Source organism: Blautia sp. 1033sp1_1033st1_G9_1033SCRN_220408 (genome assembly GCF_040929965.1).
Classification (GTDB): domain Bacteria; phylum Bacillota; class Clostridia; order Lachnospirales; family Lachnospiraceae; genus Blautia_A; species Blautia_A ammoniilytica.
The window spans coordinates 20,079-46,269 of the sequence record NZ_JBFKZO010000020.1; the positions used below are offsets into that span (position 1 = coordinate 20,079).

The following is a 26,191-nucleotide window of genomic DNA, read 5'->3' on the forward strand; positions in this document are numbered from 1 at the left end:
AAAATTCCTCCTTAGATTTCTGAGACAATATCGTTGGAAGATAATAATTCATAGAGTGAGTTTGCTTCGTTTTCTGGTGTAGGACTGTTCTTGTAATCCTCGATTACAGCATCTACAGTCTCTCCAATCCAGGAATTCTGATCATTATCCTGATTGACTTCTAAAGCATGGGCGATTGCTGATCTTGTAGTTGCAAATTCACCGTCTTCCGTCCGAAATACTAAAACATGGTTCATTTTTGAATCAAACGCTTTACATTTTCCAGAAGCAGCAATATCGGCACACTCTCCATTGGGGACAATACATCTGCAGCATCTAGCTGTGGTTTTTAAATATGTATTGATCAGTTTACAATACATAGCACTGCTCATAGGCAATTCTGCTTTTAACTTCATAAAAATTCCTCCTTAGATTTCTATTCCGGCATATTCCCATAGACAAAAAGCTTTTCTTTCGGTACTCCAGATTCCTGTTCTCTCGTAAGACTCCTTGACAACAAAATCGTCATCGGGAAAAAATTTTTCTTATAGTTTTCCAGATCTTTTTTGATACCTATAAAGGCTGCTTCATGTGAAGGAAAATGCGGGATCACATCCTGCCCGGTATGATCCGTGTAATAGACCTTTACCTTCTTTTTCTTAGAATCATTTGTTTCCACCATTTAACTTTTCTCCTTTCTTCATAAAATTTGATTCACTTTTAATATGTATTTCTTGGAAAAATGCAAGAAAAAAAGCCACCCGAAGGCGGCTTGAAATTGAATCAATGTAATATTCCAGGAAAATCTTTTAACAGACACTCTTTGATCTTTAACACCATGTCAGAAGCAGATTTTAGCTTCTGGATATGAGATTCTGTTTCATCCACATCCATAAGTCTGACTGTGTTCGGATCGATCACAAGATTCTGTCTTGTATCTTCCGTTTTCAGAATAGTCAGGATATTTGGGTATTCCGAACTCTTGGATTTTACAGTAATGGATACTGCAACCGGATCTAAAGATTTCTTTTCAAAATCCGATTCATAATCTCCAAGATAACGGATGTTTACGGTATATCCTTCATTTATAAGTTTCTTTTTATAATACATAAAATCTCCTTTCGGGTTACATCATTCTGATTTCTGTCTCATACAGTATAATGGATATTCTGAAATTTTTCCAGTCACAGTAGTATCCATTTTCTTGGATTTCCCATCTTCATAAATTTCAGAGATCCACGTTCCGACAAAATCAGCAACAGCGTAACGGTCTGAAGTGTCGATATCTGCATATGGGGATAACCCATATATAGAACAAAGCCGGTTAAGTTGTTTGAGACTGCTGATAGCTGATTCATGATATACATGACGGGACTGGTCAATATCCTGAACCTTATCTCGAAGTTCTTCGCCATCGAAACGGTTCCGCCAGATCGGAATCATGACCTGCATCCGGATCACACAGTTCGCATACTCTACAAAAGTAGAGAAGATATGTTCCAGCGTGTCATAAGCATCGTCAGCATCATTATCAAATAGTTCGTAATTACTTTGTTTCATAGCAGACATAATTTCCATTTGTTTTTCCATAAACATTTTAAGTTCCTCCTATTTTCAATTTACAATCTCCTTTTTTCAAAAAATATTAGTGTCATCTTTAATATGTATTTCCTGCAAAATCGCAAGAAAAAAAAGGAGTGCTTTCGCACCCCTTTAAACACATTATATCAAAGATCGTTCGCAGTCTTCTTCGTTTTTCTCATAATAGTCCAATACCAGATGCAAGACTTTGTTTTCATCATATGAAAAATCAGGGAAAAACGTTCCGTCATTACCGTATACCGTAGAACCATCAGCGTCATCTCTTATCTTGTTTCAACCCACAGTCGATATTTATGGAGTCTGGCACGCCGAGATAATCCCGACTGTGATTAACCTCATGTCAGCAGTGGATACCGATTTCTCTCCGCCCACCGCTGCCGTTAAATTTATTTTACAATTCATCCCACTACCTACACTTTGTTTAGAGGCAGGGGACTTCTTGCTTTTCTACAAACCGTTCTCATTTCTAAAACAGTTACACAACTAATATGCAATCCTTTTAGAAAGAAGGACTGTTTTTATAAGAAAAGTTCATTTGTTAAATCGTAAGACGCATCTCATTTCCGGTTCTTTCGATATGGATATCTTTACTGTATTTATTACAGTAAGATTCCACTTCAGAAGGCGAAATGTCCAGTCTCGCATTATGTGCGGCAGTTGAGAATAAACGTTGCAGATCAATATACGTCTTCTTTTCAAGAAACTCCCTGATTTCAAGTCTCATGGCATCCATATACAGGTTTTCCAGATTTCCAGTACAGAAATCATCAATGTAACAGAAACCTGCATCGTACTCATCCATGGCATCAATGACATAATTGGATACATTCTTTCTTTCGACCATAAGATGGAAATTGCATTCCGGACGGGCTTCAATCAGTCCGAAGAAGTCGGAATCTGAGGAAACCAGGATAAAATCATGAATATGGTCCACATGATAAGAGTCACACACTCCTGCGGTAAGACGGGTATCAACCAGAGACTTATCTTCTTTTACACGGCCGGTAAGCGTGTGGTCGATCTTGATGTCCGTAAAACGCTGGAGCAGCTTCCATGCACTGGAAGTATGAATATCATCATACAATTTGATTTTTTTGATCTTTTTAAAAAGATCCTGCGAATAAGCCTTCTTTAGGCCCTCCAGCATGGAATAAACTTTGAATACATCCGCATTTTCACAGTCAACGACAATATAAATATCATCGGCAGCTTCAAGAAATTCCTGGAAATCATCCTTAGCCACAGATGAGATATCATTGACTTTCGATGAATCAGTAAATTTATCTCTGTTTTTACGATAAAGCAGATCCAGGAATTTTCCGTCGTTAAAAAGGATATTTCCCTCAGAAGCTTCAAAATTTAGAAACATCTGATATGGATAATTATTCAGTTTTGAAGAAAAATTCTGCGCAAGAGCTTTTCCTTCTTTTTTGTTTCCACATTTTACCGTAAAGATACTTTTCAGATATTCCGGTTTGATCCAAACTGGAAAACATATTTTGACCATTTCAGCAGCTCTTTCATTGATCAACTTTGAAATGATGAACACGTATTCATCAGCTCTCGTATTGGCTTTTAAAACCTTAATACCATGTTCTGACAGAAATGAAAGAGCATTCTGGTCGATATATTCCGGAAAAGAATCCAGATTTTTCATTTCATAAAAAATCTTGGTGTTGATCTCTTTAAAATTCTTCATTACACCGGTTCGGATGATGTTTAATGCACGGAATATCTTTGCTTCCGAAACATTATTCATTTCAGAAAAGACTTCATATCGGAGGTTGTCCCCATCCTTAAAAAGCCGTTCTTCCGCACCGATGAGGTACGCTACTTTTGACACAATCGTATAAACATTTACTTGATACATAATTAAGCCTCCTCGTCAGTATTATTTTTTCTCGCCATAACAGACTCATATTTCTGAAAAAGATTTTCCAACAGCAGGTTCTTCATATAATCCCTGTCATAGAAAAAGTTTTCTGCAAAGTACTGTGCGCTCATAGGAACTTCTTTTTCAATACGGCATCTTTCCAGGTAGATTCCATAAGATACTTGGGAAAGAAGCACATCGTCATACTGGCAGTAAATGGATTCCGGTTCGTCTTTTAGGACATCCATATACGAGCGTAATGCCAGTGTTTTGTCTGATTCTTCAAAAAGTGCCAGCTCTGTATTACCACCGCCACAATTAGGTACAAAGCTGATACTGATACCTGCATAATCCGGGTCAGTATTTTTTTCTGCAATAAGCATGCCTCCAGTTACAGATACTTCAATTTTGTTATTCATTAATTTTCCTCCATTATTATTTTTGATACAAATATGTACTTGCTCTCCTTTCATCATAAATCTTGTATCATCTTTAATATGTATTTTGGAAAAACTACAAGAAAAAAAAGCAGGATCATCTCCCACTTTTTCTCTCTTCCAGATATGCAGATATTGCAAACAAAAGAATTGCAGCCAGGCTGATCAGCGTTCCGTAACTATATCCAGGTGGATTATATTTCATTTCAATGGTATGTCCTCCTTTGTCAAGATGAATCCCTGTCAGTGCTTCTCCAACTGCATACGTACTTGTATTTTTTCCATCCACGGTGACTGTCCAGCCTTTATCGTAAGGAATAGTCAGTAACAGAGTTCCGTCTTTGTGAGCAGTTAACGTACCGGATACACGTTCTCCTTTTACCTGCACATTTTCCAGCTGGTTCTGAGCGAGGGCATCGACCACATCCTGATAATCCTTGTTACTGCAGGTATAAACATAGGCTTTTAATTCATTATCATCCCATTTGTCCCCAAGGCTGACTGTGAAATCTGCAAGATTGCTCTCTTTTGTTCCGTTTGCCTGAAAAACGAAATCCGTAAAATTTTCATAGGTCTTGGAGTATTCCGGTGTATTCAATTCCAGGGAATCCATATTGACACCCATGTAGAAGTAAACCTGTTTATCATCAGGTATCAGAAGCTCATTCTTCACTCCGTCTGCAAGCTCGATCTCCCGGTCATAATAATAGATAGGATCTTTCCCAGTTGCCAGCTCGACAAAGGAGTTCTGGATTTCCAGGGGATTTCCGTCATTGATATCCCAGTCCTTGATATCGTCATTGACCATGAAGCCAAGGGATAATGCATTTTTATTCTTATATAGAGATAATTCATCATCGGTCTTTTGGTAATTGAAGCCATACATAGTCTCTGCTTTGTGTGTCGGTGACAGCATATATTTGATACCAAGGACATCATTCATCAGTTTTGTAACACCTAAATACCCGTTTTTATTAGTCCGGGCCTCTATCCCCATCTGCCTGCAGAAATCTACGACTGTGCTGTACATAGTAGAATTGAACATGACAAGACCGTTTCCACCGGAATACATGGTCACATTCCGCATCCACTGGCGGTCGATTTCACTTCGGTAAAAGCTGCCGTCATCGGTAACAAGTTTCTGATAAGAGGTTTGGTCCTTAATGTGCCGTTCCCTGGTATCACCTGAATTGCTCTTTATTCCTAAAGTACAATTACCAGTAAGCTCTCCTATAAGGATAATAGAGATCAATGCAGCATAAACCGGATACTTCAGTTTTTTCCAATAATTCCGTAATACAGTAAGGAGAAAATATCCTGTGAGAAGTCCCATATTTGCAAAATACACCCATTCCTTGATCTCTGCAGTCCTGGTAACATATGCATAGATAAGGAAGCTAAAAGGAAGTCCCCATGCAAGGAATAGCTGCCATAGCCGGTATTTTGTCCCAAATGCATCAAAAGCCATGATGATAATGACCGCTATGTAAAGGAAAGCAAACCTGTTTGGAAGTCCGTTCTGTACATGAAAACCATGCCAGATATAATTCAGGATATTGAAAGAAAAACTGAATAACAGGAGCCCGCATAATACAAAATGGGAGATTTTTTTTCGGATAAAGGAGTTTTTATTAAATGCGAATAGAATTGCAAAAAATACGGCTCCGATTCCACAATAAGCATTTAAACCAACCTGTGTATCAGAAATATTGATCGGTTCTATAAATACCATATGCTGCTTTAACATATCAGCCAGGCTGGTAAAGAATTGGATCGTTGTCGGAAAACTGCTGTCTCCGGCAATCGCTTCTGTTGCAGTAAGTCCCATATATGCCGGCAGGAGGACCACAGCTGCCATTGCTCCTCCGAGGATCCCGAACCAGGCAAATTTCAGTCCCTTCTTGATCAGATCCCCTATGGAGAATTCCAGTATTTCTGATATATAGCATACGACAAAATACAGGCAGGAAAACAGGCACAGCATAAAACCAATATAGTAATTACACCAGATGGAATAAAACAGAGCCAGACAGAAAGTCCGCCCACTCTTACCTGAAATGATCTTTTCGATTCCGTACATGACGATAGGCGTCATAGCAATGCTGTCAAGCCAAATGAGGTTAAAGTAATATCCCAGCACAAAGCTGCTGAGGGCAAAGGCCAAACCGAAAGCCACCGGGGTCAGATTCTCTTCCGGTCTGCGTTTATGCAGATACCAGGTAAAGCAGCCGCCACAGAGTCCTATACGGAGGATGATCATCAGATCCATAAAATCCCCAACATATTTCATAGGTACGAAAAATAGCAGCAGGTTTGACGGAGCTGCCAGATAATAAGCATAGGTAGACCAGAAATTGTAACCTAAACCACCGGACCACGAATAAAGAAGGGAATCTCCACCTGCTAGTTTATTCCGGAAATCGGTATAAAATGGAAGATATTGATGGATAGAATCCACGATTAGTGCATAATGGTCACCTGCCGGCCAGACCTTTATAACATAGAAGGCCACAGTCATGAGCACAGCAGATAATAGAAATCCTATAAAGAAATAATTTAATTTGAAGTGCCTTAATTTTTTCATTTTGAATTCTACTCTCCTACATATTTTATTTTTAATATGTAGGATTTGGAGCAGAATGTCGGAATTTTGTCATGAATGCGGGAATATTCTTATGAATTATGAAAAAGAGATTCAACGAAACTTCTTTTTTGTTGTTAGGAAAACACACTTTCTATTTCGAATACTTTTTTCACAATGCTTATCCCCAAAATACATATTAAATATGGAAGTGAAAATAACGATGAAAGGAGCTAATACATATGGAATCTATAAAAGAAGAACCTGGATTTGCACATCTGCATGTCCATACAGAATATTCTCTGCTGGATGGAATGAGCAAGATTAAAAAGTTGGTGCAAAAGGTAAAAAAGGCAGGAATGACCGCCTGTGCAATCACGGATCATGGAGTTGGTTATGGACTGGCTGATTTTTATAATGTCTGCAAGGCAGAAAGAATCAAGCCTATCCTTGGATGTGAATGTTATGAAGCACCTGGCAGCAGATTCGATAAGTCATCAGGAAATGAAGAACGGTATTATCATCTGATTTTGCTGGTAAAAAATGAAATCGGATATAAGAACCTGTGCCACCTCATTTCCCGCTCCAATATGGAAGGCTTTTATTATAAGCCCCGTATTGATTTTGAACTGCTGGAACAGTTCCATGAAGGACTGATCTGCATGAGTGCATGTCTGTCCGGACGTGTTCCGAAGATGATCTTAAAAGGACTGGATACCGGGGATATGTCAGAAGCTGAACAGACTATCTTGAAATATAATAATCTGTTTGGTGATGATTATTACCTGGAGATCCAGAATCATGGAATCGTAGAGGAACAGAAAGTCGCAAACGAACTGGTAAGATTTTCAAACAAATTTGGTATCAAGCTGGTATGCACGAACGACTGTCATTACGTAGACCATGAAGATAAGGAAGCTCATGAATATCTTCTCTGTATTCAGACAAAAAAGACCATTGACGATCCGGATCGAATGGTTTATTACGGTGATTATTCTGTAAAGACAGAGGCTGAAATGAGGCAGCTCTTCCCTTCTCTCCCGGAAGCTTTTGACAATACTATGGAAATTGCGGATAAATGTAATTTTGAATTTGAATTCGGAAATTACAGGATGCCTAAAGTACATATTCCGAAAGAATATGGAAAAGATTATTTCCGGTATCTGGAAGATGAAGCCTGGAAAGGCTGGGAAAAGCGTTATCCGTTAGGCCATATGGAACGTGAAACTGCCAGAAAAGACCTGGAATATGAACTGAGTGTGATTAAGCAAATGGGATTTGCTGAGTATTTTATTGACACACGAAAGACCATCATGTGGGCCAGATCTCATGGAATCCTGGTCGGTCCCGGACGCGGTTCCGCTGCCGGCAGCAGGATGTGTTATTGTCTCGGAATTACCGACATTGACCCTATTCCATATAATCTTCTGTTTGAAAGATTCCTTAATCCTGAAAGAATATCGATGCCTGATATCGACGTAGATTACGACTACAGTCACAAGGATGAAGTTATTGCTTTTGAAGCTGAAGACAATGGGAAAGATCACTTCTCAAAGATCCAGACTTTTACTACCATGAACGCAAAAGGAATTGTCCGGGATATTGCCAGAGTTGCAGGTTATCCGCCGAGTGTAGGATCAAAGATTGCCGGATTTATTCCAAAAGATCCGAAAATGACTTTGGATAAGGCCTGGGAACTGGATCCGGAACTGCAGAACTATATCAATTCTGATGAAGGACTGAAAAAACTGTGGGAAATCGCAAGAAAACTGGAAGGAACCAAGAAAGCACCTTCTACGCATGCCTGCGGTCACATTCCTACCCCTGTTCCGTGCGAAGATCTTTATCCTGTATCTGTTGATCCTGAAACAGGTTACCTGGTCTGCCAGTACAATATGTCAGATGCAGAACATCTTGGAAACCTGAAAAAAGACCTCCTGATGCTCCGAAACCTGACAATCATTGACACTGCGCAGCGTGAGATTAAGGAAAAATATGATGTCGATATTCCATTATGGACAGATGAGATTCTGAACGATAAAAAAGCTTTGGAGCTGATTGCTTCAGGTGATACAAATGGTATCTTTCAGCTGGAATCCGAAGGGATGAAAGACTTCATGAAAAAGCTGCAGCCATCCTGCTTTGAAGATATTATTGCAGGTGTTGCTCTTTATCGTCCTGGTCCTATGGATTATATACCTAATTATATCCAGGGAAAGCATGATTCTGCATCCATCCAGTACCTTACTCCAGAGCTGGAGGAGATTTTACAATCTACTTATGGGGTAATCGTTTTTCAGGAACAGGTAATGCAGATCGTAAGAAAATTGGCCGGCTTCTCCATGGGACGTGCCGATCTGATCCGCAAAGCGATGGGAAAGAAAAAGCAGGAAATCATGGATGAAGAAGCTCCCCGTTTTATTTATGGAGATAATGATTTGAAAATTGACGGATGTGTAAACAGAGGCATTTCTGAAGACATTGCACAGAAAATCTGGGACCAGATGGTTGATTTTGCAAAGTATGCATTTAACAAAAGTCATGCTGCTGCTTACGCTGCTGTTTCTATGCAGACAGCTTACCTGAAAGCCCACTATCCGTTGGAATTTGCAGCTGGTCTTTTAACATCTGTAATGGATAAAACGGAAAAACTGGTGGTTTATCTGAATGAGTACCGGATGAAAAAAATTGAGATCCTGCCTCCGGATATAAACAGCTGCGAAACAGATTTTACCGTGGTCGGCTCCTCTCTCTGTTATGGACTGGCATCTGTAAAAGGTATCGGAAAAGCTGCTCTTAAGGAAGTCATCAATGAAAGAAAAGCAAATGGTGCTTACAAAGATTTCTATGATTTTATCAAAAGAAATCCGGAAATCGATAAGAAGATGCTGGACAGTCTCGCTGGTGCTGGCGCATTGGATTTCACCGGACTGACCAGACATACGTTGATTGAATCCGGTGAAAAATACCTGGATGGTAAGAAGAAGGATGATAAAAAACAGCTGGAAGGACAGATGAATCTCTTTGATTTTCTTGGTGATGATCCTGAAAGCCGTGCGATTTTATCCTCGGATATGCTTCCAAATTTACCGGAATATTCCAAGAATGAACTGCTAAAGCTGGAAAAAGAAGCTACTGGTATTTATATCAGTGGCCATCCAATGGAACAGTATGCAGAAATGCTGGAATGTAACTATATTACGGATAATTCCTGTTTCATGGATGATCCGGAAGTTGGTTTCAGGGTGTATGACGGAGACAATGTCAGGATTGCCGGAACTATTTCCAGCATCAAGAAGATATTCACAAAAAAAGACAGTAAACCAATGGCATTTGTTGGTATCGAGGATCCGGTAAACACTGTTGATGTCGTAGTCTTTCCTAAAGTATATTCTGAAATCTTTGATAAATTACAGGAAGACCGTCCGGTGATCGTATCTGGAAAAGTCAGCGTAAAGGATGATAAAGCCAGCGTATTGGCTGATAGGATCTTTTTCCTGGACGGAGATAACAACATAGTCTGGGTACGTTTTCGGGATGCACAGGATTTTTATCAGAATAGTGATGATTTAAACAGTATTGCAGACAGATATTCTGGATCTTCTCGGATCAATGTAGTTTTTAATAATACTGGAAATAAGGAATCTTTGCAGATTCATATTTCCTCAGAAGAGGCTGCATTGGAGGAACTTAAGGCAAAATTTGGGGCAGATAATATAGCTGTTACCAAAGCAAAATATTTAATGTAAAACTAAACCCGCTGCATTTCGCAACGGGTTTTTCTTATCTTAGATTCTCAATTTCTGATACCAGACTATGCATTTCATAATTTTTTAACTGTCTTATCAACTCGTCAATGTCGATATTTAACCTCAAATCATTCAAATCCTCTTGAATGACAATGTCTTTTTTCATTGTTGCAAGTTTTTCGCTGAGATAGACCATCTCTTTATTGGCCTTTAGAGCCTTCATCGGGCTTCTGCTGACGCCTAAGGATTCCTTCCAAAATGCATTCAGTTCTTTTTCATTTTTCGTAATGCCTCCGCAATCTTCGATTGCCTCATAAATTGCATCAAGCGTTTTGTATTCTGCAACCAGTGGAGCTGCTGCTGAAGAAACACCCTTACACCCTGGAATCCCGTCACCGGGATCACCTGTAATTGCAAGAAGAGCCGGAATCTGTTCTGGATACACTCCTTCTTCAGAATACACAATTTCTGGGGTATACTCAAAAACATTTGCAGGCAGAACGTCATATACATCTTTTCCGTATAAACTATAAGCGTCCTTCAGAACCTCCAGCTTGTCCTTCGTAACCACTCTCCACATACGCGTATATGGACTAACTAACTGAAAGTAATCATGGTCTTTCGTCAGAACATATGTCTGTAGGTTCGGTCCTTGGAATTTTTCGACTAGGGATGCGGCATAGTCATCCGCTTCATAATCAGGACTCATAAATACCGGGCACCCAATGACCTTCAGGAATTCTTCCATCTGTATAAACTGCTCCTTTAAAGGCTTTGCTGTCGCTTTACGGTTGGCCTTGTAAAAATCTGCACCAAGCTGGGTACGGCGGAAAGTATCCCTTGTCATATCGAAAGTAAACGCTATATATTCCGGTTTCACTTTCTTATAGACTCCGATGAGAGTTCGGAGCATCGTGAACATAGCATTAGTATATTGCCCTCCAGAAGTATGTAAAATCTCTGAATAATGCTTTTCTTTCTCCTCATCCGTTTTTGCAAACAAAATAGATTTTGGCAGATTCCCGTAGTATGAAGTTGACAGCATTGAAGAGCCATCAATAATCAAAAACTTTGGCATAGCTTCTCCTTTCAGAACAGACTCATCTGTCCTTCAATATCATCATTTTTTACAATTCTTTTTCGTGTTTTTTTCGTAGTTTTTTCATTTTTTGTAGAAGAAGTTTTCTTTGCCGGAACTTTCACTTTTGTAGTCTCTTTTTTTAAAGAATCTTTCTTTGGGACTGAAGATTTTTTCATAGTATTTTTGAGGGAAGAAATTCCTTTTTTAGCAGAAATTTTTGTGGCTGCTTTTTCCTTGACCGTTACATCAACTTTTTTACCAAGAATTTTCTCTTCTTTTTTTGTGCTTTTTTGTGGAGAAACATTCACTCTTTTTTTAGCAGTATTTCTTTTGGCAGCTGATTTTTCAGGATTTTTTTCATCCTCGCCCAGATCTTCACCGTCCGGCTTCCATTTTAATTTTCGTTCAAAAGTTGGTTTACATTTATCGTCAATTAGGCCTTTCTCTTTATACATTCCCACAACTTCCATTGCTGCATTCGCAGACAAATGATAACGGACCATCAGCGTAGAAAATCGAAGTATTCCTTTTTGATTTAATATTTCAACAATTTCATTCTCAGGTATCATAATATCTCCTCGTATTCATAACAATTTAACATTTGTGCATCTATTATTAAGTCTGCTGCTCTACTCCTACAATACACGGATCACCTTCGTCAGGAATTTTATAAGAGCGTGAAAACCAAGCTGCTGAAAATAATGAAAAAAAATATTATAAGAAATATAATAACCTTATCTTTCCAAGACATAGAAAATACCTCCTGAAATACCATGCCTTGCAGAGAGAAAATTAAATTCGAATTCAGCATTTATTACTCTTCAATGGTACACCCTCCCATACAGGGAGGAAACACTGAGTGTTTATGCGGGTTTCAGCCACCTTAAATACCTCGTTGTGCAATTTGCACAAATAGTATTCTTTCACTATTAATATGCCATTTTTCAATGTCCTGGCTGATTTTTATAAGAAATTTTTCTGTCCAAAATATCGCAAATTTTATCAATATGTTTTTTTAAAAGTCCTGCTTCACAGTCCGGTCCATAATAAGAAGTATGGATCCAATTTTCATCCAATCCGTATTCCTTCCAATCGTGATCTTCGTCATCCAAAATGACGAAATCCTCTACAGAATGATCATGAATCCATTTCTCCACTTCTGCTGCCCGTCCGGTTCCATGTAATCCCTCAATATTATCCAAATCCTCAAGGGAAAATGTCTGTGGCAACGGTTCTTTTATTTTCGCTGGAATATCATCTGTGATATCAAAAATTTCCAAACCATATTGCACCAATATACCTTCTAAAACTTTGAAATAGTCTTCTTTTTTGCCAGAATCCTTATCATATCCCATTTTCCATGTGGAGGTCAATACGATTTTTGCTTCGGTCCGGTTCACTGTCTGGCTGAGAATCTGTACTTTTTCCGGATTTATATGGTTGGTATCAGGATTATGATAGGAGCAGGTCGTTAGAACCCCATCTACATCAAGAAAAATAACTCTCATAATAGCTTCCTTTTTCACAAAATCATAATCTTCTCATCACAAAATCATCACCATTGACGGTTATATTAATAATCACAAACAAGCGATACTGCTTTTTATCATAGATTTCTCCTTTCGTTTTACCGGGGCTTACACCCCGGTTTCGTTTTTTCTGCGGCAAACTTCTTTGCCCTGGTATCCGTCAAACGATGGTAATTGTGCCTCAGTCTCCACTCAGAAACATCCACCTGCCAGTCTTCATAAAGTGCCATGTATTGCTCCAGCATTGTAGCTTCTTTTTTTTCCCGTTTCCTCAGGTATTCCAGAGCTGTGTGGAGATATGGCAGACTGTCAGCATAATCTACCACTATACCAGCACGTTTCCACCCGCCAATTTTCCGATTCTGGATCGCATAGGCAAGGTATACGGAATTCAAATACGTTAAATTCAGGTATTCTCCCTCAAAAATTTCCATATTCGCATAGGAAGTTTTTTCGCTCCAGTTTAATTTTTTCGCTGATATAAAACAATTTTTTTCCATTCCATAGAATTCAGTATGGTCATAAATTCTATAATAAGACTGGTTTACATCATGTGTTATATATTCATCCTCCTGGCGTTCATATCCGTAAATTTTTGCAGTCTGGAAAATATCTTCTGGAGATTTTCCTTTTACTGGAATTTTTTGGTACAGTTTCCCATTATTTATTTGCAGATAAGATCTTTCCACACCAAGGAATTCATCAGTTCTGTTTGTTTCATAATGATAGCTGGTTAATGCCGCATTTCCGTCTTTTAATTGTTCGATCGGGACTTTTGTAACTTCCAGCCTGTATTTCTTCCAGTACACAACATATTGTTCATGCGTATCGATAAGATTCACAGGGACCACCTTTTTATCCGGGATGCTTGCGTCATGCGTCCGGTTCTTTACGCCGCGCCCACGGTCATTGTTATACTTATCGTATCTGGTTGTCCTTCCATTATTCCAGATATTTCCCATCCCAGCATCATTCCTGGTAATACGGCTGGTTGTCAGGATCATATCCCCAACAGCCAGAGGTGCATCCGTCCGGTTTACAATATCTGAAAACGTACCATACCGGTTATCTTCCAGCCATTCGTCTGCCAGAGAAAGAATGATGTATGGATTCGGTTTTAAAATGTTTACTCCATCCGGGATATGGAACAGTTTTCCATTCTGAATCAATCCCTGCAGAATAGAAAAAATGAAATATCTGGATGCCTTTTCTTCTTTTGTATCTGATACGCCGGCGGCTTCCTCTACAGGCTGTTCCTTGGTTTCCGGCTTCAGAAATGCATTCCCGTCATGGATCTGGATACGCTCTTCATCCGTCCAGCCGACCCAAAGATTCTCTCCGTCACGCACCAAGATGCCGATCTGCTGTCCATGGTATTTTTTATACATAGCCAGAGTATTTGCAACCCAGCCGCTAACCCCATAAGAGACTCCGTTTTTACTGATCTTGACGATAGAAATGGACTTTGGCCCAGGTGCAAACAGTTCGCGGAGGTCTTCTCTGTACTTTAAAGCTTCTTCAAAACAGGAAATATCATTGGAACTGCCGTCAAATCCGTAAATGGAAAGCCATTTGCCAAGTTCTTCATCCAGATAACGTACTTTTTGGAAAAAGACCAGCGGTTCTTCTGTATGGCTGTAACCGCCTTTCTGTAATGGGATGAAATCCACCGTTTCTCCCATAAAGCACCGGATGCTGTAAAGTTCTGTCTCAAGAAGGAACATCTGCTTTTCCAGTACATCTTTCTGCTTTTCGATTTCAGCTTTTTTAGCTTCAATCAGCTGTAATTGTCTGGCATATTTCTCTTCCAGCTCAAGACGGATCTTCTCCAGCTCTGCCTTCTTTTCTTCCTGAAGCTTTTTGATTTCATTTTCCTTTGTTTTGATTTCAGCCTGTTTACTCTGCAGCTTCTGATCCATGTCTTTTTTGCTGACATCGTCCTGACTGACAAGAGAAAATTCTGTTTTGGCGGTGCCCTTCAGCTGCGCAAGGGTATAATTGTCTAGATTCTGGAAAAGCTGGCATTCAACGGCTGATTCTGGAATTCCAAGCTGGAAATCTCCCGAACGGATAACAGCAACTCCTTTGTCATAGTAGATAAGATCCCATGGCAAATCCATGCTTTCCAGATAATCAAGATGTTCCTTCGCTGTCTCCATGCAGTATGGGCTGATAGTACATATCACTCCATTCGGATCTCTGTGTTCTCCCGTTTTTTTATATTGACGCCAGATAATGTTATCTATTTCATTCGGGACTTTGTAGCGCACGTCAGTATACCAGCCAAGTTCACGCTTGTCCGAATGTGCTTTTTCATTTTCAGTAAATTTTAAAAATTCATCCCATAAAAGCTTTGCTTTTCCGATTACCTGCATCCTTCCAGACCCCCCTTTCTTGATATTCACAGCATGTGTGCGCCTGTATCCGGAGTTTCAGACTTGAAATCCCCGGAAGTCGATTGGTGCGTTGATGCTCTGCTCAGAACCTCTTTGCAGTCTCCGTTTTAAGGCTTTTCAGGCGTCAGCCTTTCAAGCCCCAGACCAACAAAAACGCTCTGGGTTCATAACTTGTTTAGTATGCTTTTTGTTTTTACCATTTAGAAATTTCTGTATATACAAGTCCTTTTTCTGGCTCTAATTGACTTCCATCTGGTGCAGTACAGTGGCTTTCTTTCGTCACCTTTTTAGGGACTGGGATCCAGTGTCCTTTTCCATCAGAGCGGACACTGAATAATTGGTTTGCTTCCCCCTTTTTACCAAATACACGCACCACGATAACACCATCGCATGAAAGCATTTCAGCACATACAGCCTGAAGATATTTTCTGCCTTCCACACTTATTTTAGAATCAGGCAGTTTGTATGTAGAATATCCGTTTGCATTGAAACAGTTGAGTATTTTATCTTTTTTTATAGAAAGTAATTTTTCTGCCAGAGAAAAAGCTTCCAGTTTAATATTTTCAGAAGCTGTATTAAGAACATTTAATAGTTCCAGCTCTCTGTCTTGATCATACAAATCTTCCGTAAGGCGGAAAATAAACGGTTCTTGTCCCCAGTTTTCTATCCTGGCAGAATAGGTTTTTTCACCATATTTTTACATAAAATATCCATAGAAATCATAAAGCTGTTCTTTTTCTTCTGTAGAAAAAACATGATTTGTTCCGGCAAGAGCGATTAAATACGCATTGCATCCAGATAAAAACTGGATTATTTTTTTTACGGAATGTCCATTTTGCATGGCTTTTTCAAATTCCTGAATGAGTGTTCTTTTGGTTTTTGTAATTTTTCGGTTCATTTTAAACCTCCGTTTTTATTATTAATATGTTATTTATTTTGGAGTTCGAATGATTCTTATAAGAAAACATATGGCAGAAAAAAAGACCGGCACATTGTACTGGCCTTATCTTATTTGTTTTTTACCACCCATTTCCAGATACCAGTTTCTTTTCCTGTAAATTTTCCTGATGGAGTCAGCTTAAGAAAGCGAATCGTAAGCAGCGGGTCTGGATCCAGCTTATATGGTTTGTCCAATACTGCCAGCAGATGGATAGCATCTTTCCGCAGGGAAAATAATTCGGATCCGGGTTCCAAAATAGTTTCCTGGCATTTCCATTCCTATATTTCAATGGAATTGACTTCATCTAAAAGAATATTGTCTGGAAGGCATTCAGAAAAATTTTGGTAAGTCAGCATATAATTTTCGTTTTTGCATACGATATCAATCGTATTATCCTGTATGACGTTTTCTTTGTCATCCCATTCCCAATTACTTACTGCTGCTTCTCCAATTGGTTCTGAAACCGGTTCTGAAGATTCTGCTGCTATGGATATATCATTTTTAGTTTCAGTTTGATCTTCTGGCAACGCTTCTGTTTGAGCAGGTGCTTCCTCTGTATAGTTTGAATTTTCCGTAGTCTCTTTTATTGATATCGTTTCTGATTCTTTCTCTGTCTGGATGTCTTCCGTCTGCGGCTGGACTTCTTCCGCGGATGCCGGCACCGAGAGACACCCTGCTATCAGAATAGCTGCAAGACAGCCTGTTTTTTTATTCCCCTTATACACATGATGCAATATACCCCGTTTTCTTTTAATATGTTATATTTTCGGAAAAACATCAAAAAAAAGACCGGTTTCCCAGTCTTTTTTTCTAATACCAATAATCGTATGGATTTTATGGAACTTTTTTTTCTGCATGAATTGTCCTTTTTATGCTGTTTTCAGCAAGCTCCTGTGTGGGGAAGAGCCTGTTCTCACGAACTTGGATTCCGCCACCATTGTCCAGAAAGCGGATAAGATACATATTTCCAATGATTCTGACAATCTGTACTTTTCGGATATAGCGGTTCGATTCCACGATATACACAACATCCCCTATTTTCATTTTCTCACCTCTTATCCTAATAATATCATAAAAAGCAAATGTGAGCAAAAAATGTGAATTAGAGTACCTGATTCTGGATCAAGTATGTATTATCGTTGATATTTGATACAAAATTTGATAGAAGGAACCTGAGAATGAAAAATACCTTTTTTATCTAAAACCGTTATTTTTAAGGGAGTATGAGCATATATTGTATAAGGAGGAAAGACATAAGATGAAGAAAAGGTATCGGATAAGCTTAAAATACAAGAAAATAATATATGCAAAAAGTGGTGGCAGGTGTCAGATCTGTGGATGTGAGCTTCCTTTTGAGAAAATGAGTATCGATCATATCATACCGTTAGCCAAAGGGGGCGATGATCTGGTGGATAATTTGCAATGTGCCTGCAAAGTCTGCAATGCAATTAAACAGGACTTTCTACCAGGAGATTTTTACGAAAAAATCGTAGAAATATACTGGTATCAAACAAAAATACGCTGTGGAAGAGATTTTTCCGAAGACCTGAAAAGGCTTCTACAGAAATAAAAAAAGGCAGGTTCCCCTACCTCAGTTAAAGTCGCAAGAGTCTTCACAAATTGCAAGAAAAAACCGCCGGCGTAAGCCAGCGGTCACAGAAACATTAATCAGCAGAATAGTTTTTGGACAGCATTCGTCCTTCCCTGCGGGACTGTTTATTTGTTTTTCCATAAAAAACTGTTGGGCGTCCAACGGCAGGCCGGTCATGTCTGACCTTAGAAATACCCATCTGCTGTTCCATTCTGGAAAGTTCCTTATGCGTAAGCTTTTTCATAACGATTTCCTCCTATATATCTTCTCATCCTAGTTTCCTCTTTTGAAGCTTTATACGGCATCATCAGGGTAAACCGTACCCATCCGTCACTTCCGTCACTCTGCCAGGCACCAGCGTCTTCATTCCAGTACATATTCAGGATTGTATTATAAATACGTCCATCTGCAAGTACGGATGTATAGCTGTCAAAATATTTGGAATAGATACGTTCCATGTCCGCACATTTTTTGAATACATATTTTTCGTATTCTTCCATGTTGCAGTCATCAATAAGCAGTTCCTTAATATGGCGGGCAGTATCATCATTTATCAGATCCTGTCCGATAAGGTTGTTCATATAGGCCTTATTATTCATGTATACATTAAGCCCGCTCACACAGATAACGGCCATTTCTTTAAGGGCAGCGTAGATGACTTCCTTCTGAAGTTCTTTATTCCCAATGTCATTATAGTATTCATGAATTTTATTTTCGAGCTCTCCTAACACGGCGTATCCTCCTTTTTGTAAGATTTGTAAGCAGTAAGACGAGCACTGCAAGTGGCAGCAGGATCATAAATGAATAGATCCGGCTCTGATATCTTAATTTGAACAATGCCGTACAGAAATCCGCAAAAGATTCACACCATGGCATAAAGTTTTTTACCCAGTCAACCATCGCATTTCCAAATGGGACCAGCACGCTGTTCCATAGGGCAACCAGACTGTTCCAGATCGGCTGCAACAGATGTATTAACAGGTAATTCCAGATTGATAGTAATGTTTCCATAAAATTTTCTCCCTTCATCAAGAATTTTAGTTTCAATCTTAATATGTATTTTGGGAGAAACTGCATGAAAAAAAGTCCACTGGAATGCACCAGTGAGCGGGAAGGAAAGAAAAAGAAAATGAAAAAACTTTTCATAAATAATATGTCATTTTTTTCGTAAAATAGCAAAAAAGAGTTCCCACAATGGGAAACTCTTTCTTATGATTTTCTAAGGTACATCCTATTTTTAAAATCTCCAATATTGACAAAAATATTGCGGAATGGTTCCTTATACAGAACCGGACGTTTATAGCGAAATCCGGTAACATACCGGCTAATTTCATCGATTTTCCCATCATATAATTCTGCAATATAAATCTCTGTTTCTTCCGGAAGGGAACGAACCTCTTCCGTACTTAACTCCTGGTATCTGCATCCACTATAATATAAAGTATCTGCAGTATCCGGAAATATTTCTGTCATGACAACCTCCTCAATTAACCATAAATTTGTTGACTTTTAATCCCTGAACTTTAGCCTGCTTGATCATATCCCTGGTTCCTTCACTTTTTCCATTCCAGAAAGCAAACAGAACTCCAGTAGCTCCATCAGCGGTAGCATAATTAGCCATTCGTACATTCCGTTCTTTTACTGCTTTTGTCCCGTATTTATTCCTTTCCATAGGGAACTCATGAACCTCAAAATCGTGTTCATAAGCATAACGTTCTCCATACATGTCTGCACCGGGACAGGTCCCGATCACGAATACGATCTTTGTATTTTGAGGGAGGGAAGAAATATAAGAATCCAAGGCTTTTGCAATCGCTGCATAATAGCGCACATCACGGCTTCCAGTTACAATGATCCTAACTTCCATGTCTATCACCCCGCAGTTCATGCAAAATACCCTCTGCTCATTTTGTCGGCATACTCAAAGCAGATATCAACAAAATCAATATTTTTAAACCCTTCTTCCGTTACAGGGTTTACAATATAATAATCACCAATCATAAGGATGCTGTTAAGGAATTTTTCACATCCACCCATACCATTAATAGTCATGTAGTTTTTAGGATGGAAAGACACCTTGTATTCATAATCATCCTTTCCATTTTCAATATCTTCCGCATACACAGTTTCATTTGGAAGTTCCGGGTCTGGATAAAGTTTTACTCTTTTATTTTGACCGAAACAAGGTGATTTCTTTTCTGTTTCAATGCAGTCCATGACAAGCTGGACATATCTGTAATCCGGGTCTGCATCTTTTTTCATACGGAATCTGATATGTATGGTCAGTTCCTCATTATTATCCAGTATATCTCCTGTCATTCTGTTTTCCTCCTGACCAGTTCATCCCAATAAATTGCTTTTTTCTTCTTTGCTTCTGCGGCCAGCCGTCTGTCTACGGATTTTAAACGGACAGAGTCTGTTTTATATTTTGTATAAAGAATATAAAGTGTGTTAGTTGGAATCGTGGTTACATCTGCGTATGCTTTATGCATTGCATATTTAAAAGCTTCTTCTGAACAGTTTCTTGCGTCTACCATAATGTTTTCCTCCTGTAGTGTTTTTTTCGTTTTTTCGTACCTCATAATGCGTACTCCTTTCTGCGTTAAAATTGGTTCATAACTAATATGTCATTTTACCCACATCCTTTCGAAAATTTTCTTTATACTTAATATGTAATTTTTCCCGGTTCCTGTTCGATTTTTATAAGAAAAAAGGCACACCCGAAGGTGCGCCTCAAAAATATGTCATCTAATATATAGTCTGCTAGATACCTGGATTTCTGGGAACTTACGTTTCAGAAACCTTTTGATTCTGTTTGATTCTTTTTGTATTTCATTTACATCATCCTGTAAAAGATTATACCGGTGAAGCATAATTGTTTTGCGTTCACCAAGTTTAACATGCTCTCCTGCATCCAGGGTAACCCAAAGTTCTGCAATATCATCGTCTACCCATGCATACCACAAAAAAATGCGATGAAATTCTGAAATATCTACAGATAATTCCTGGATTACTTCTGCAAGTTTTTCGTCAGAATACGTATAGCTTTCTTCATTAAGACCTTTTCCTGGATAATAACGAATCTGTTTTTTCATTCCTCGTCCTCCTTATATTCCAAAAATGATGGGAACATGGAGTGAACATTCCCACCGCCTACGCTTGCGCTTAGAGGCGGGGGCTTCAGCCTCACGGCTTTCATTTCCTGCCTAACCGGGTGACCTTTTCAGGGATGGCTGCGACCATCCGCCCCGTAGATGTACAGGCTACCCCCGGCGTTCCGACCGGTTGGGTTTACTGGTATCTTCAGGCTGCCTTTTGGCGGCCTTTTCTTTTTGCTTTATCTGATGCCTCCTGCTCCTCCTGGAGGATCTTTTTCAGGTAATCCGGGAAGATCCGTTTTCCTTCCTCACAGATGTTGACTGCTGCATTCACGTCCCGGTCCATGGTATTCCCACAGGCCGGGCAGACGTAAGTCCGGTCAGAAAGCTCCAGAGATTCAAGGACATGTCCGCAGCAGCTGCAGGTCTTAGAGGACGGGAACCAGCGGTCCACCTTCACCAGGCAGGAACCTTTCCTTCTGAGCTTATACGCAAGCATATTCCGGAACATCCCGAACCCGTTATCGTGGAGGTTCTTTCCCAGGGAAAGGGCCCCGCCCATCCCCCTAAGGTCCAGGTCTTCGACTACGATAACGTCGTATGCTTTCACCAGCCGGGTGCTTTCCTTCTGCAGGAAGTCCTTCCTCTGGTTTTTGATCTTTGTATGGAGTTTCCGGATCTGCTTTAAGAGCTTCCGGTAATTCTGGCTGTTCTTTTCCTTATGGGAGAGCTTTCTCTGGAGCAGGGCAAGCCTCTCTTCGGACTTCCTGTAGTATTTCGGGTAGTTGGCTTTCCTGCCCCCGTTATCTACATAGAAGTCATGCTGGGAGTAGTCCAGTCCAAGAAAAGTGGTTCCTTCCGGATGTGCCCCGTCCATGGCTGCTTCCTGCAGCGTCATGTCCACCAGCAGTGTATAGGAATAACAGATGCTGGCATGGACGGACCCGTCCATCTCCATGGACAGGGTGACGTTCTCGATATGGGCATCTTCTGGCAGGCTGTGGTGCAGCACCAGCTTCACGCCGCCTTTCAGCTTCGGGAGATATAAGGTATTCCCCGTAAGGCGTACCGTCGGCTGCTTCAGGCTGTTCTTTCCGGACGGGTATTGGCAGGCGGTACGGTAGGAACAGTATCCCATAGCCTTTGCATGGAACTTCGGGATCCCTTTCAGCCCGCGGAAGGAAAGGGGTTCCGTCCCTCCTTAAGGCACGTTTCGTATATGCCTTATGGGACGGCTGTTTCCGAAACCGTTTCCAGGCAGCCAGGAAGTCCATGACACTGTTGGCGAGCCCCTGGGAATCCACTTCCTTCAGGTAATGGTATTCTTTCTTAAGGGCGGAGACTTTGGGGAATACAGGATCCGGGATATCATCCCCGCACTGGTATCCGGCAGCTTCCAGCTGTCGGTACAGACTGTCCACGCAGAGGTTATAGACCTTGCGGCTGCAGCCAAAGTTTTTATAGAAAAACGCAAAGACATCCTCTGGGTTGTCCCGGCTGACCGCATACTTCTGTGCCATATGCATGGTGACTGGTAACTGCATGCAAAATCCTCCTTTCTGAAAGATCGTTCATACTTAATATGTCAGATAGAAAGGAGGCTGGCTGTTTTTTATAAGAAAAGATCGTACTGGAGCGTATTCATCCCGTCGCCTACGCTTGCGCTTAGAGGCGGAGGGATGAATCCGCAACCTGGATAAATTTGGATTCATAATTAATATGTGTTTTCCAAAAATGTACAAGAAAAAAGAGAGCCGAAGCTCTCTTAAATACGGATTAGCACACCTTAAAATCATGGTTACACACATCATAATGATACACATTATTTGTAAGGCGTTCTGCAGGTGCCACCTGAGTGGCATTGACTTCTGTGACCATCGCCCTTAATTCATCTGCACTGATTTCTCCGTTGTCAGGAAGAACCAGCATTTCGTGAATTGACGATGGCAGAATAAAATAATTCTGTCCAAAAACTTTGCCCAGGTTATCCAGCATTTCCGGATAGAAGAGGGCTCCGGCACCATTGATTTTTTGATGATTTGTTACTACAAAAAAGGATGGCATCTGAGCAGATTCTCTGATAGATTCCTGCAGCATTTCTCTTTCTTCCGGTGACATCATGAACAGATCCTTCTCGATCAATTCTTTCATCATTGCACCCAAAGAAGATACTTCCGGTGCCATGATACGTGGAGAATTCTTCATAGCATCTTCATGAAGCTGCTCTGCTGTAATGCCGTACTGTTTAAGCAGGCCATTTTTAATGAGAATGGAACTCAATCCTTCCTCATCCATGCTGACGGCCACATGATAGGTGATTGCAAGATCTTCCTTTAACTGATGTGGAACATTTGCAAGCATATCTTTATTTGTTTCCGCTGATGATACACGGATGAACAGATGATCTTTTGCAATGTCATAATCCATAATGGACTTGAGATTCACTTGGATCGGTGATTCCACTACGATATCTGCAATTCTTCTGTATATGCTTTCCATAGTTACTCCCGGCTGATTCTGATAGGCTTTATAGAGTTGATCCATGTTGATAGTCGGTGTGATTGTTTCGTCTTCCTTTTTCACCATCAGACCCTTGTAAGTCGTATTCAATTTCTGATAATCCATAACGGATACCTCAGCATTCTCATAAGTTACTGGTAAAAAGGCTTTTATATTGTTTCTAATCTCTTCACAAAAGCTTTCAAATTTAATCATATTTTTTCCTCCTAAAGATTATCATTTTTTAAAATCCGTATTCTGTTTTACTCCTTTCATCAATAAATTTGGATTCATACTTAATATGTATTTTTAGAAAAAATGCAAGAAAAAAAGAGAGCCGAAGCTCTCTTTAATATGGATTAATTCTGATATTTTTCCTTATCTTTGCTACTGCAGTAATCAGGCTTATCAGCGAAGCAACAATCTTCACATCCTTTGTAATAGCCACATTCCGCACAAGTACAATGAATATAACCATACTCTGGATACTCATCTGCAAGAGCATTTGGACACCAACCGTTCACGCATGTAACTCCACAGTAATTCGGACACCGACTCATATCTGACCTCCTTGTACTTTATGTTTTACTACTGAAATATCTGATGCAACACCAACAAAAGTAGGTTCGATCCATTTCAGTTCCAAAGTCGTCCGTCTTGGACCTGTCCAGTAGTGCTGCCAGTGGGCGCATCTGCTGTGAGGACGTGGGGACTTTCTGGTTTTTACAGAAATTGGCAGATCGTTACCTGAAACCTCTTCTTCAATGTTTGATTCTTTTTTGATCTTCTTTTATACTTTGCAACCGCATCTTCCCAATTGGCAATGATACAGATTTTGTCAATTTCTTCGGCAATTTGCTCTATTTGTTTTACCGTATTACCAAACGTATCTTTAAGACCTCGACCGAAAGCTAGTTGTATATCATCCAAAGTCTTTTCCTTTTTTAATTTTAGATTGTATCGTCTGAGAAGATCTGGCAATTTTTCTTTATGGATAATTCCATAATGATTATCCCATTCCAACCATAAGGCTTCTGCAAATAATTCTTGTGGTAATCGCATATTATATCCTCCATTCTTCCATAGAAAAATCTTGTTTCAAGTTTAATCATTGCATGTATCACAAGCCATACAATTTTCATCTTCCATCATCTCAAAAAGAGCTGCATTCAACGGTCCATTCTGAAGCATGCCCTTATTTAATAAGGCATATGGCCCATTATAATAAAACGTGAAGAAATCACGTGCAAAAACCATTTGCAACAGCTGCTTTGGTTCCAGGTTTCTTATATCCTGCAATACCGCCGTATTCAGGACCTTATTCTGAAGTGGCATACGCTGAAACCCGGTATTCAGTATCTCACGGATAGAATCCAGATTGAAATGTTTCGAAAAACGTAAAGGTGCATACTCCAATTTTGACATATTAATTCCTCCTGATAATATGCCATATACGACATAATGTAATTACAATTATGTCGTATATAACACAATAAAATTTTCGTTATGTCATAAATGACACAAATTACTTCTTACTATTTTTCCTGGCTTTCTTCTCATATGTATCTTCCGGTTTCGGAATGATATCATAAGAAGCAAGTTGCTTAAACAGAGCTTCCAGTACCGGAACGCAGATAGAGTTACCGGCAAGGGTACAGATCTGATCATCCGTAATACCGGCATCAGACATTTTTTTATAGTCTACATCCCGATATCCCATGAACCGCATATATTCTTTTGCTGTAAGCATCCGGATCTTCCCACCATAATAGACAGCCTGTCTTGGCCCTGTTGTGATCGTTTTACAGCATATACCAACACGGCCTCTGCGGGTCTGTGATCCTGGAAATGCCAGATTAACAATATTCCAATCTTCAATTTCTTTGTATCCTTTTTTTGTTCCTTCGCGGACTGCAAGAGTTCCATCCGGAAGCTTAAAGAGCAGTTTCTCTTCTGCTTCTTTAAGCTGAACACGAGGGTCATCAAAAGCAACTGTCTTGTCAATAAATTGCTTTAATGTCCACTTTGGTTTCGTCTTTTCAGGGAATGTGAAAGATTCTGCATTTGGAACTTTTTTGAGAATTGAAACTACAAATATCCTTTCCCTATCCTGTGGGATATTGTAATCAGAAGCCTTTAAAACCTGGTAATAAGACACATAACCGAATTCTTCCATTACACTTATTAGTATTCCAGGACATCCTTGTATGCCCACAATAAGCGTGGGACATTTTCCCAAACTACGACCTTAGGCTGTGCTGTCAGCTCAGGATGTCCGTTTAATGGAGAAGGATCCAATATCTGCAGAGCCCTTTAAAAAAGGATGGAACGTCCGGTGTTGATATTGTTCTTTCCTTCCTGGGACCAGTCCTGGCATGGACTTCCATGCACTACAATGTCTGGATGCATATTCCAGATACGGATATCCTGCGGTTTCGGACCGCATTCAAAGATCCGGTTATATGCCAGTACCGCATATGGAAGCACTTCCACATAATCAATGGACTTAACATTGTATCCACAGTTGGTTAAAGCTCTAAGATCAGCTCCAATGCCGCCAAACAGGGATAGAACTTTTAAAGGGTGTGCCTGATCTGCTGGTTCTGGCAGTCCTTTTTCACTCATTCTGCTAAAATCCTTGTTTCTGAAATCCAATACAACATCATTTTGTGTTCGTTTCTGAGCCATAATAATTTCCTCCAAATGTAATATATTTTCTTGAATCTAATCCATATTTACTTCTTCTCCTTTCCTCGGTATATTTAGATTCATATTTAATATGTATTTCATCGAAAAATACAATAAAAAAAAGAGAGCCGAAGCTCTCTTAAATATG

At 39.7% G+C, this 26,191-nt stretch carries 34 protein-coding genes; 3 read left to right on the forward strand and 31 right to left on the reverse strand.

Translation table 11 applies throughout. The annotated features are described in order from the left end of the window. Nucleotides 1–11: 11 nt before the first annotated feature. The 7 genes from AB5916_RS13310 to AB5916_RS13340 form a co-directional block, all read right to left on the reverse strand. On the reverse strand, nt 12–395 hold the full coding sequence (locus tag AB5916_RS13310) for a hypothetical protein (RefSeq protein ID WP_368191381.1): 384 nt from the start codon (nt 393–395) through the stop codon (nt 12–14). 20 nt (nt 396–415) lie between these two features. After that, nucleotides 416–661, reverse strand: a complete 246-nt coding sequence (locus AB5916_RS13315; protein ID WP_368191383.1) for a hypothetical protein — start codon at nt 659–661, stop codon at nt 416–418. A gap of 101 nt (nt 662–762) precedes the next feature. After that, nucleotides 763–1,089: a hypothetical protein gene (locus tag AB5916_RS13320; protein WP_368191384.1), complete on the reverse strand. Its 327-nt coding sequence runs from the start codon at nt 1,087–1,089 to the stop codon at nt 763–765. Between the two features lie 21 nt (nt 1,090–1,110). Continuing rightward, entirely contained in the window at nt 1,111–1,575 is a 465-nt protein-coding gene (locus AB5916_RS13325) for a DUF3232 domain-containing protein (RefSeq protein ID WP_368191386.1), read from the reverse strand. A gap of 544 nt (nt 1,576–2,119) precedes the next feature. Next, nucleotides 2,120–3,451, reverse strand: a complete 1,332-nt coding sequence (locus AB5916_RS13330) for an NYN domain-containing protein (protein ID WP_368191387.1) — start codon at nt 3,449–3,451, stop codon at nt 2,120–2,122. Nucleotides 3,452–3,453: 2 nt separating this feature from the next. Further along, nucleotides 3,454–3,873, reverse strand: coding sequence for a hypothetical protein (locus tag AB5916_RS13335; protein ID WP_368191389.1), 420 nt, complete (start codon nt 3,871–3,873; stop codon nt 3,454–3,456). 115 nt (nt 3,874–3,988) lie between these two features. After that, nucleotides 3,989–6,475, reverse strand: coding sequence for a YfhO family protein (locus AB5916_RS13340; protein WP_368191391.1), 2,487 nt, complete (start codon nt 6,473–6,475; stop codon nt 3,989–3,991). Between the two features lie 239 nt (nt 6,476–6,714). Between AB5916_RS13340 and AB5916_RS13345 the strand changes: the two genes are divergently transcribed. Further along, nucleotides 6,715–10,221: a DNA polymerase III subunit alpha gene (locus AB5916_RS13345; RefSeq protein WP_368191393.1), complete on the forward strand. Its 3,507-nt coding sequence runs from the start codon at nt 6,715–6,717 to the stop codon at nt 10,219–10,221. A gap of 34 nt (nt 10,222–10,255) precedes the next feature. Here AB5916_RS13345 and AB5916_RS13350 read toward each other — a convergent pair whose 3' ends face one another. The 9 genes from AB5916_RS13350 to AB5916_RS13390 form a co-directional block, all read right to left on the reverse strand. Then, nucleotides 10,256–11,299, reverse strand: a complete 1,044-nt coding sequence (locus AB5916_RS13350; protein WP_368191394.1) for a 5'-3' exonuclease H3TH domain-containing protein — start codon at nt 11,297–11,299, stop codon at nt 10,256–10,258. Nucleotides 11,300–11,310: 11 nt separating this feature from the next. After that, nucleotides 11,311–11,871 carry a hypothetical protein gene (locus AB5916_RS13355; RefSeq protein WP_368191396.1) on the reverse strand — a complete coding sequence of 187 codons (561 nt, stop codon included), beginning with the start codon at nt 11,869–11,871 and terminating at the stop codon, nt 11,311–11,313. A gap of 375 nt (nt 11,872–12,246) precedes the next feature. Then, a complete protein-coding gene (locus AB5916_RS13360) occupies nt 12,247–12,810 on the reverse strand; it encodes an HAD domain-containing protein (RefSeq protein ID WP_368191398.1) in 564 nt (187 codons plus the stop codon). 119 nt (nt 12,811–12,929) lie between these two features. After that, nucleotides 12,930–15,206 (reverse strand): coiled-coil domain-containing protein, encoded by a 2,277-nt coding sequence (locus tag AB5916_RS13365; RefSeq protein ID WP_368191399.1) that lies wholly within the window; start codon nt 15,204–15,206, stop codon nt 12,930–12,932. 214 nt (nt 15,207–15,420) lie between these two features. After that, entirely contained in the window at nt 15,421–15,846 is a 426-nt protein-coding gene (locus AB5916_RS13370) for a hypothetical protein (protein ID WP_368191401.1), read from the reverse strand. 78 nt (nt 15,847–15,924) lie between these two features. Next, on the reverse strand, nt 15,925–16,125 hold the full coding sequence (locus AB5916_RS13375) for a hypothetical protein (RefSeq protein WP_368191402.1): 201 nt from the start codon (nt 16,123–16,125) through the stop codon (nt 15,925–15,927). Between the two features lie 110 nt (nt 16,126–16,235). Further along, a complete protein-coding gene (locus tag AB5916_RS13380) occupies nt 16,236–16,421 on the reverse strand; it encodes a hypothetical protein (RefSeq protein WP_368191404.1) in 186 nt (61 codons plus the stop codon). Nucleotides 16,422–16,445: 24 nt separating this feature from the next. After that, nucleotides 16,446–16,892 carry a hypothetical protein gene (locus AB5916_RS13385; RefSeq protein ID WP_368191405.1) on the reverse strand — a complete coding sequence of 149 codons (447 nt, stop codon included), beginning with the start codon at nt 16,890–16,892 and terminating at the stop codon, nt 16,446–16,448. A 109-nt stretch (nt 16,893–17,001) separates the two neighbouring features. Beyond that, the gene (locus AB5916_RS13390; RefSeq protein WP_368191406.1) at nt 17,002–17,211 is read right to left on the reverse strand and encodes a hypothetical protein; all 210 of its coding nucleotides are present in this window, start codon (nt 17,209–17,211) and stop codon (nt 17,002–17,004) included. 214 nt (nt 17,212–17,425) lie between these two features. Here AB5916_RS13390 and AB5916_RS13395 point away from each other — a divergent pair, with 214 nt between their 5' ends. Beyond that, nucleotides 17,426–17,737: an HNH endonuclease gene (locus tag AB5916_RS13395; RefSeq protein WP_368191408.1), complete on the forward strand. Its 312-nt coding sequence runs from the start codon at nt 17,426–17,428 to the stop codon at nt 17,735–17,737. A gap of 94 nt (nt 17,738–17,831) precedes the next feature. Here AB5916_RS13395 and AB5916_RS13400 read toward each other — a convergent pair whose 3' ends face one another. From AB5916_RS13400 to AB5916_RS13440, 9 genes are all read right to left on the reverse strand, one after another. Further along, complete coding sequence (locus tag AB5916_RS13400; protein ID WP_368191410.1) at nt 17,832–18,002, reverse strand: hypothetical protein; 171 nt, start codon at nt 18,000–18,002, stop codon at nt 17,832–17,834. After that, nucleotides 17,983–18,489, reverse strand: coding sequence for a hypothetical protein (locus tag AB5916_RS13405; protein WP_368191411.1), 507 nt, complete (start codon nt 18,487–18,489; stop codon nt 17,983–17,985). Before AB5916_RS13405 ends, AB5916_RS13400 begins: the two co-directional genes overlap by 20 nt. After that, nucleotides 18,467–18,769 carry a hypothetical protein gene (locus AB5916_RS13410; RefSeq protein ID WP_368191413.1) on the reverse strand — a complete coding sequence of 101 codons (303 nt, stop codon included), beginning with the start codon at nt 18,767–18,769 and terminating at the stop codon, nt 18,467–18,469. The genes AB5916_RS13405 and AB5916_RS13410 overlap by 23 nt, the downstream gene beginning before the upstream one ends. A 198-nt stretch (nt 18,770–18,967) precedes the next feature. Next, a complete protein-coding gene (locus AB5916_RS13415; protein WP_368191414.1) occupies nt 18,968–19,231 on the reverse strand; it encodes a hypothetical protein in 264 nt (87 codons plus the stop codon). Nucleotides 19,232–19,241: 10 nt separating this feature from the next. Continuing rightward, nucleotides 19,242–19,646 (reverse strand): SLOG family protein, encoded by a 405-nt coding sequence (locus AB5916_RS13420; protein ID WP_368191416.1) that lies wholly within the window; start codon nt 19,644–19,646, stop codon nt 19,242–19,244. Next, nucleotides 19,643–20,077 carry a hypothetical protein gene (locus tag AB5916_RS13425; RefSeq protein WP_368191417.1) on the reverse strand — a complete coding sequence of 145 codons (435 nt, stop codon included), beginning with the start codon at nt 20,075–20,077 and terminating at the stop codon, nt 19,643–19,645. Before AB5916_RS13425 ends, AB5916_RS13420 begins: the two co-directional genes overlap by 4 nt. Beyond that, nucleotides 20,074–20,295 carry a hypothetical protein gene (locus tag AB5916_RS13430; protein WP_368191419.1) on the reverse strand — a complete coding sequence of 74 codons (222 nt, stop codon included), beginning with the start codon at nt 20,293–20,295 and terminating at the stop codon, nt 20,074–20,076. The genes AB5916_RS13425 and AB5916_RS13430 overlap by 4 nt, the downstream gene beginning before the upstream one ends. Nucleotides 20,296–20,502: 207 nt before the next feature. Then, entirely contained in the window at nt 20,503–20,853 is a 351-nt protein-coding gene (locus tag AB5916_RS13435) for a hypothetical protein (protein WP_368191420.1), read from the reverse strand. 208 nt (nt 20,854–21,061) lie between these two features. After that, on the reverse strand, nt 21,062–22,027 hold the full coding sequence (locus AB5916_RS13440) for an RNA-guided endonuclease InsQ/TnpB family protein (protein WP_368191476.1): 966 nt from the start codon (nt 22,025–22,027) through the stop codon (nt 21,062–21,064). 55 nt (nt 22,028–22,082) lie between these two features. Here AB5916_RS13440 and AB5916_RS13445 point away from each other — a divergent pair, with 55 nt between their 5' ends. Beyond that, nucleotides 22,083–22,394, forward strand: coding sequence for a hypothetical protein (locus AB5916_RS13445; RefSeq protein WP_368191421.1), 312 nt, complete (start codon nt 22,083–22,085; stop codon nt 22,392–22,394). A 238-nt stretch (nt 22,395–22,632) separates the two neighbouring features. Here AB5916_RS13445 and AB5916_RS13450 read toward each other — a convergent pair whose 3' ends face one another. From AB5916_RS13450 to AB5916_RS13475, 6 genes are all read right to left on the reverse strand, one after another. Next, on the reverse strand, nt 22,633–23,571 hold the full coding sequence (locus AB5916_RS13450) for a DUF5688 family protein (protein ID WP_368191422.1): 939 nt from the start codon (nt 23,569–23,571) through the stop codon (nt 22,633–22,635). Between the two features lie 143 nt (nt 23,572–23,714). Beyond that, on the reverse strand, nt 23,715–23,915 hold the full coding sequence (locus AB5916_RS13455) for a hypothetical protein (protein ID WP_368191424.1): 201 nt from the start codon (nt 23,913–23,915) through the stop codon (nt 23,715–23,717). Nucleotides 23,916–24,078: 163 nt separating this feature from the next. Further along, nucleotides 24,079–24,417: a hypothetical protein gene (locus tag AB5916_RS13460; RefSeq protein WP_368191425.1), complete on the reverse strand. Its 339-nt coding sequence runs from the start codon at nt 24,415–24,417 to the stop codon at nt 24,079–24,081. Between the two features lie 42 nt (nt 24,418–24,459). Continuing rightward, a complete protein-coding gene (locus AB5916_RS13465) occupies nt 24,460–24,780 on the reverse strand; it encodes a hypothetical protein (protein WP_368191426.1) in 321 nt (106 codons plus the stop codon). A 100-nt stretch (nt 24,781–24,880) separates the two neighbouring features. Next, on the reverse strand, nt 24,881–25,531 hold the full coding sequence (locus AB5916_RS13470; protein ID WP_368191428.1) for a DNA cytosine methyltransferase: 651 nt from the start codon (nt 25,529–25,531) through the stop codon (nt 24,881–24,883). A gap of 137 nt (nt 25,532–25,668) precedes the next feature. Further along, nucleotides 25,669–26,043 (reverse strand): DNA cytosine methyltransferase, encoded by a 375-nt coding sequence (locus AB5916_RS13475; protein ID WP_368191429.1) that lies wholly within the window; start codon nt 26,041–26,043, stop codon nt 25,669–25,671. Nucleotides 26,044–26,191 lie beyond the last annotated feature (148 nt).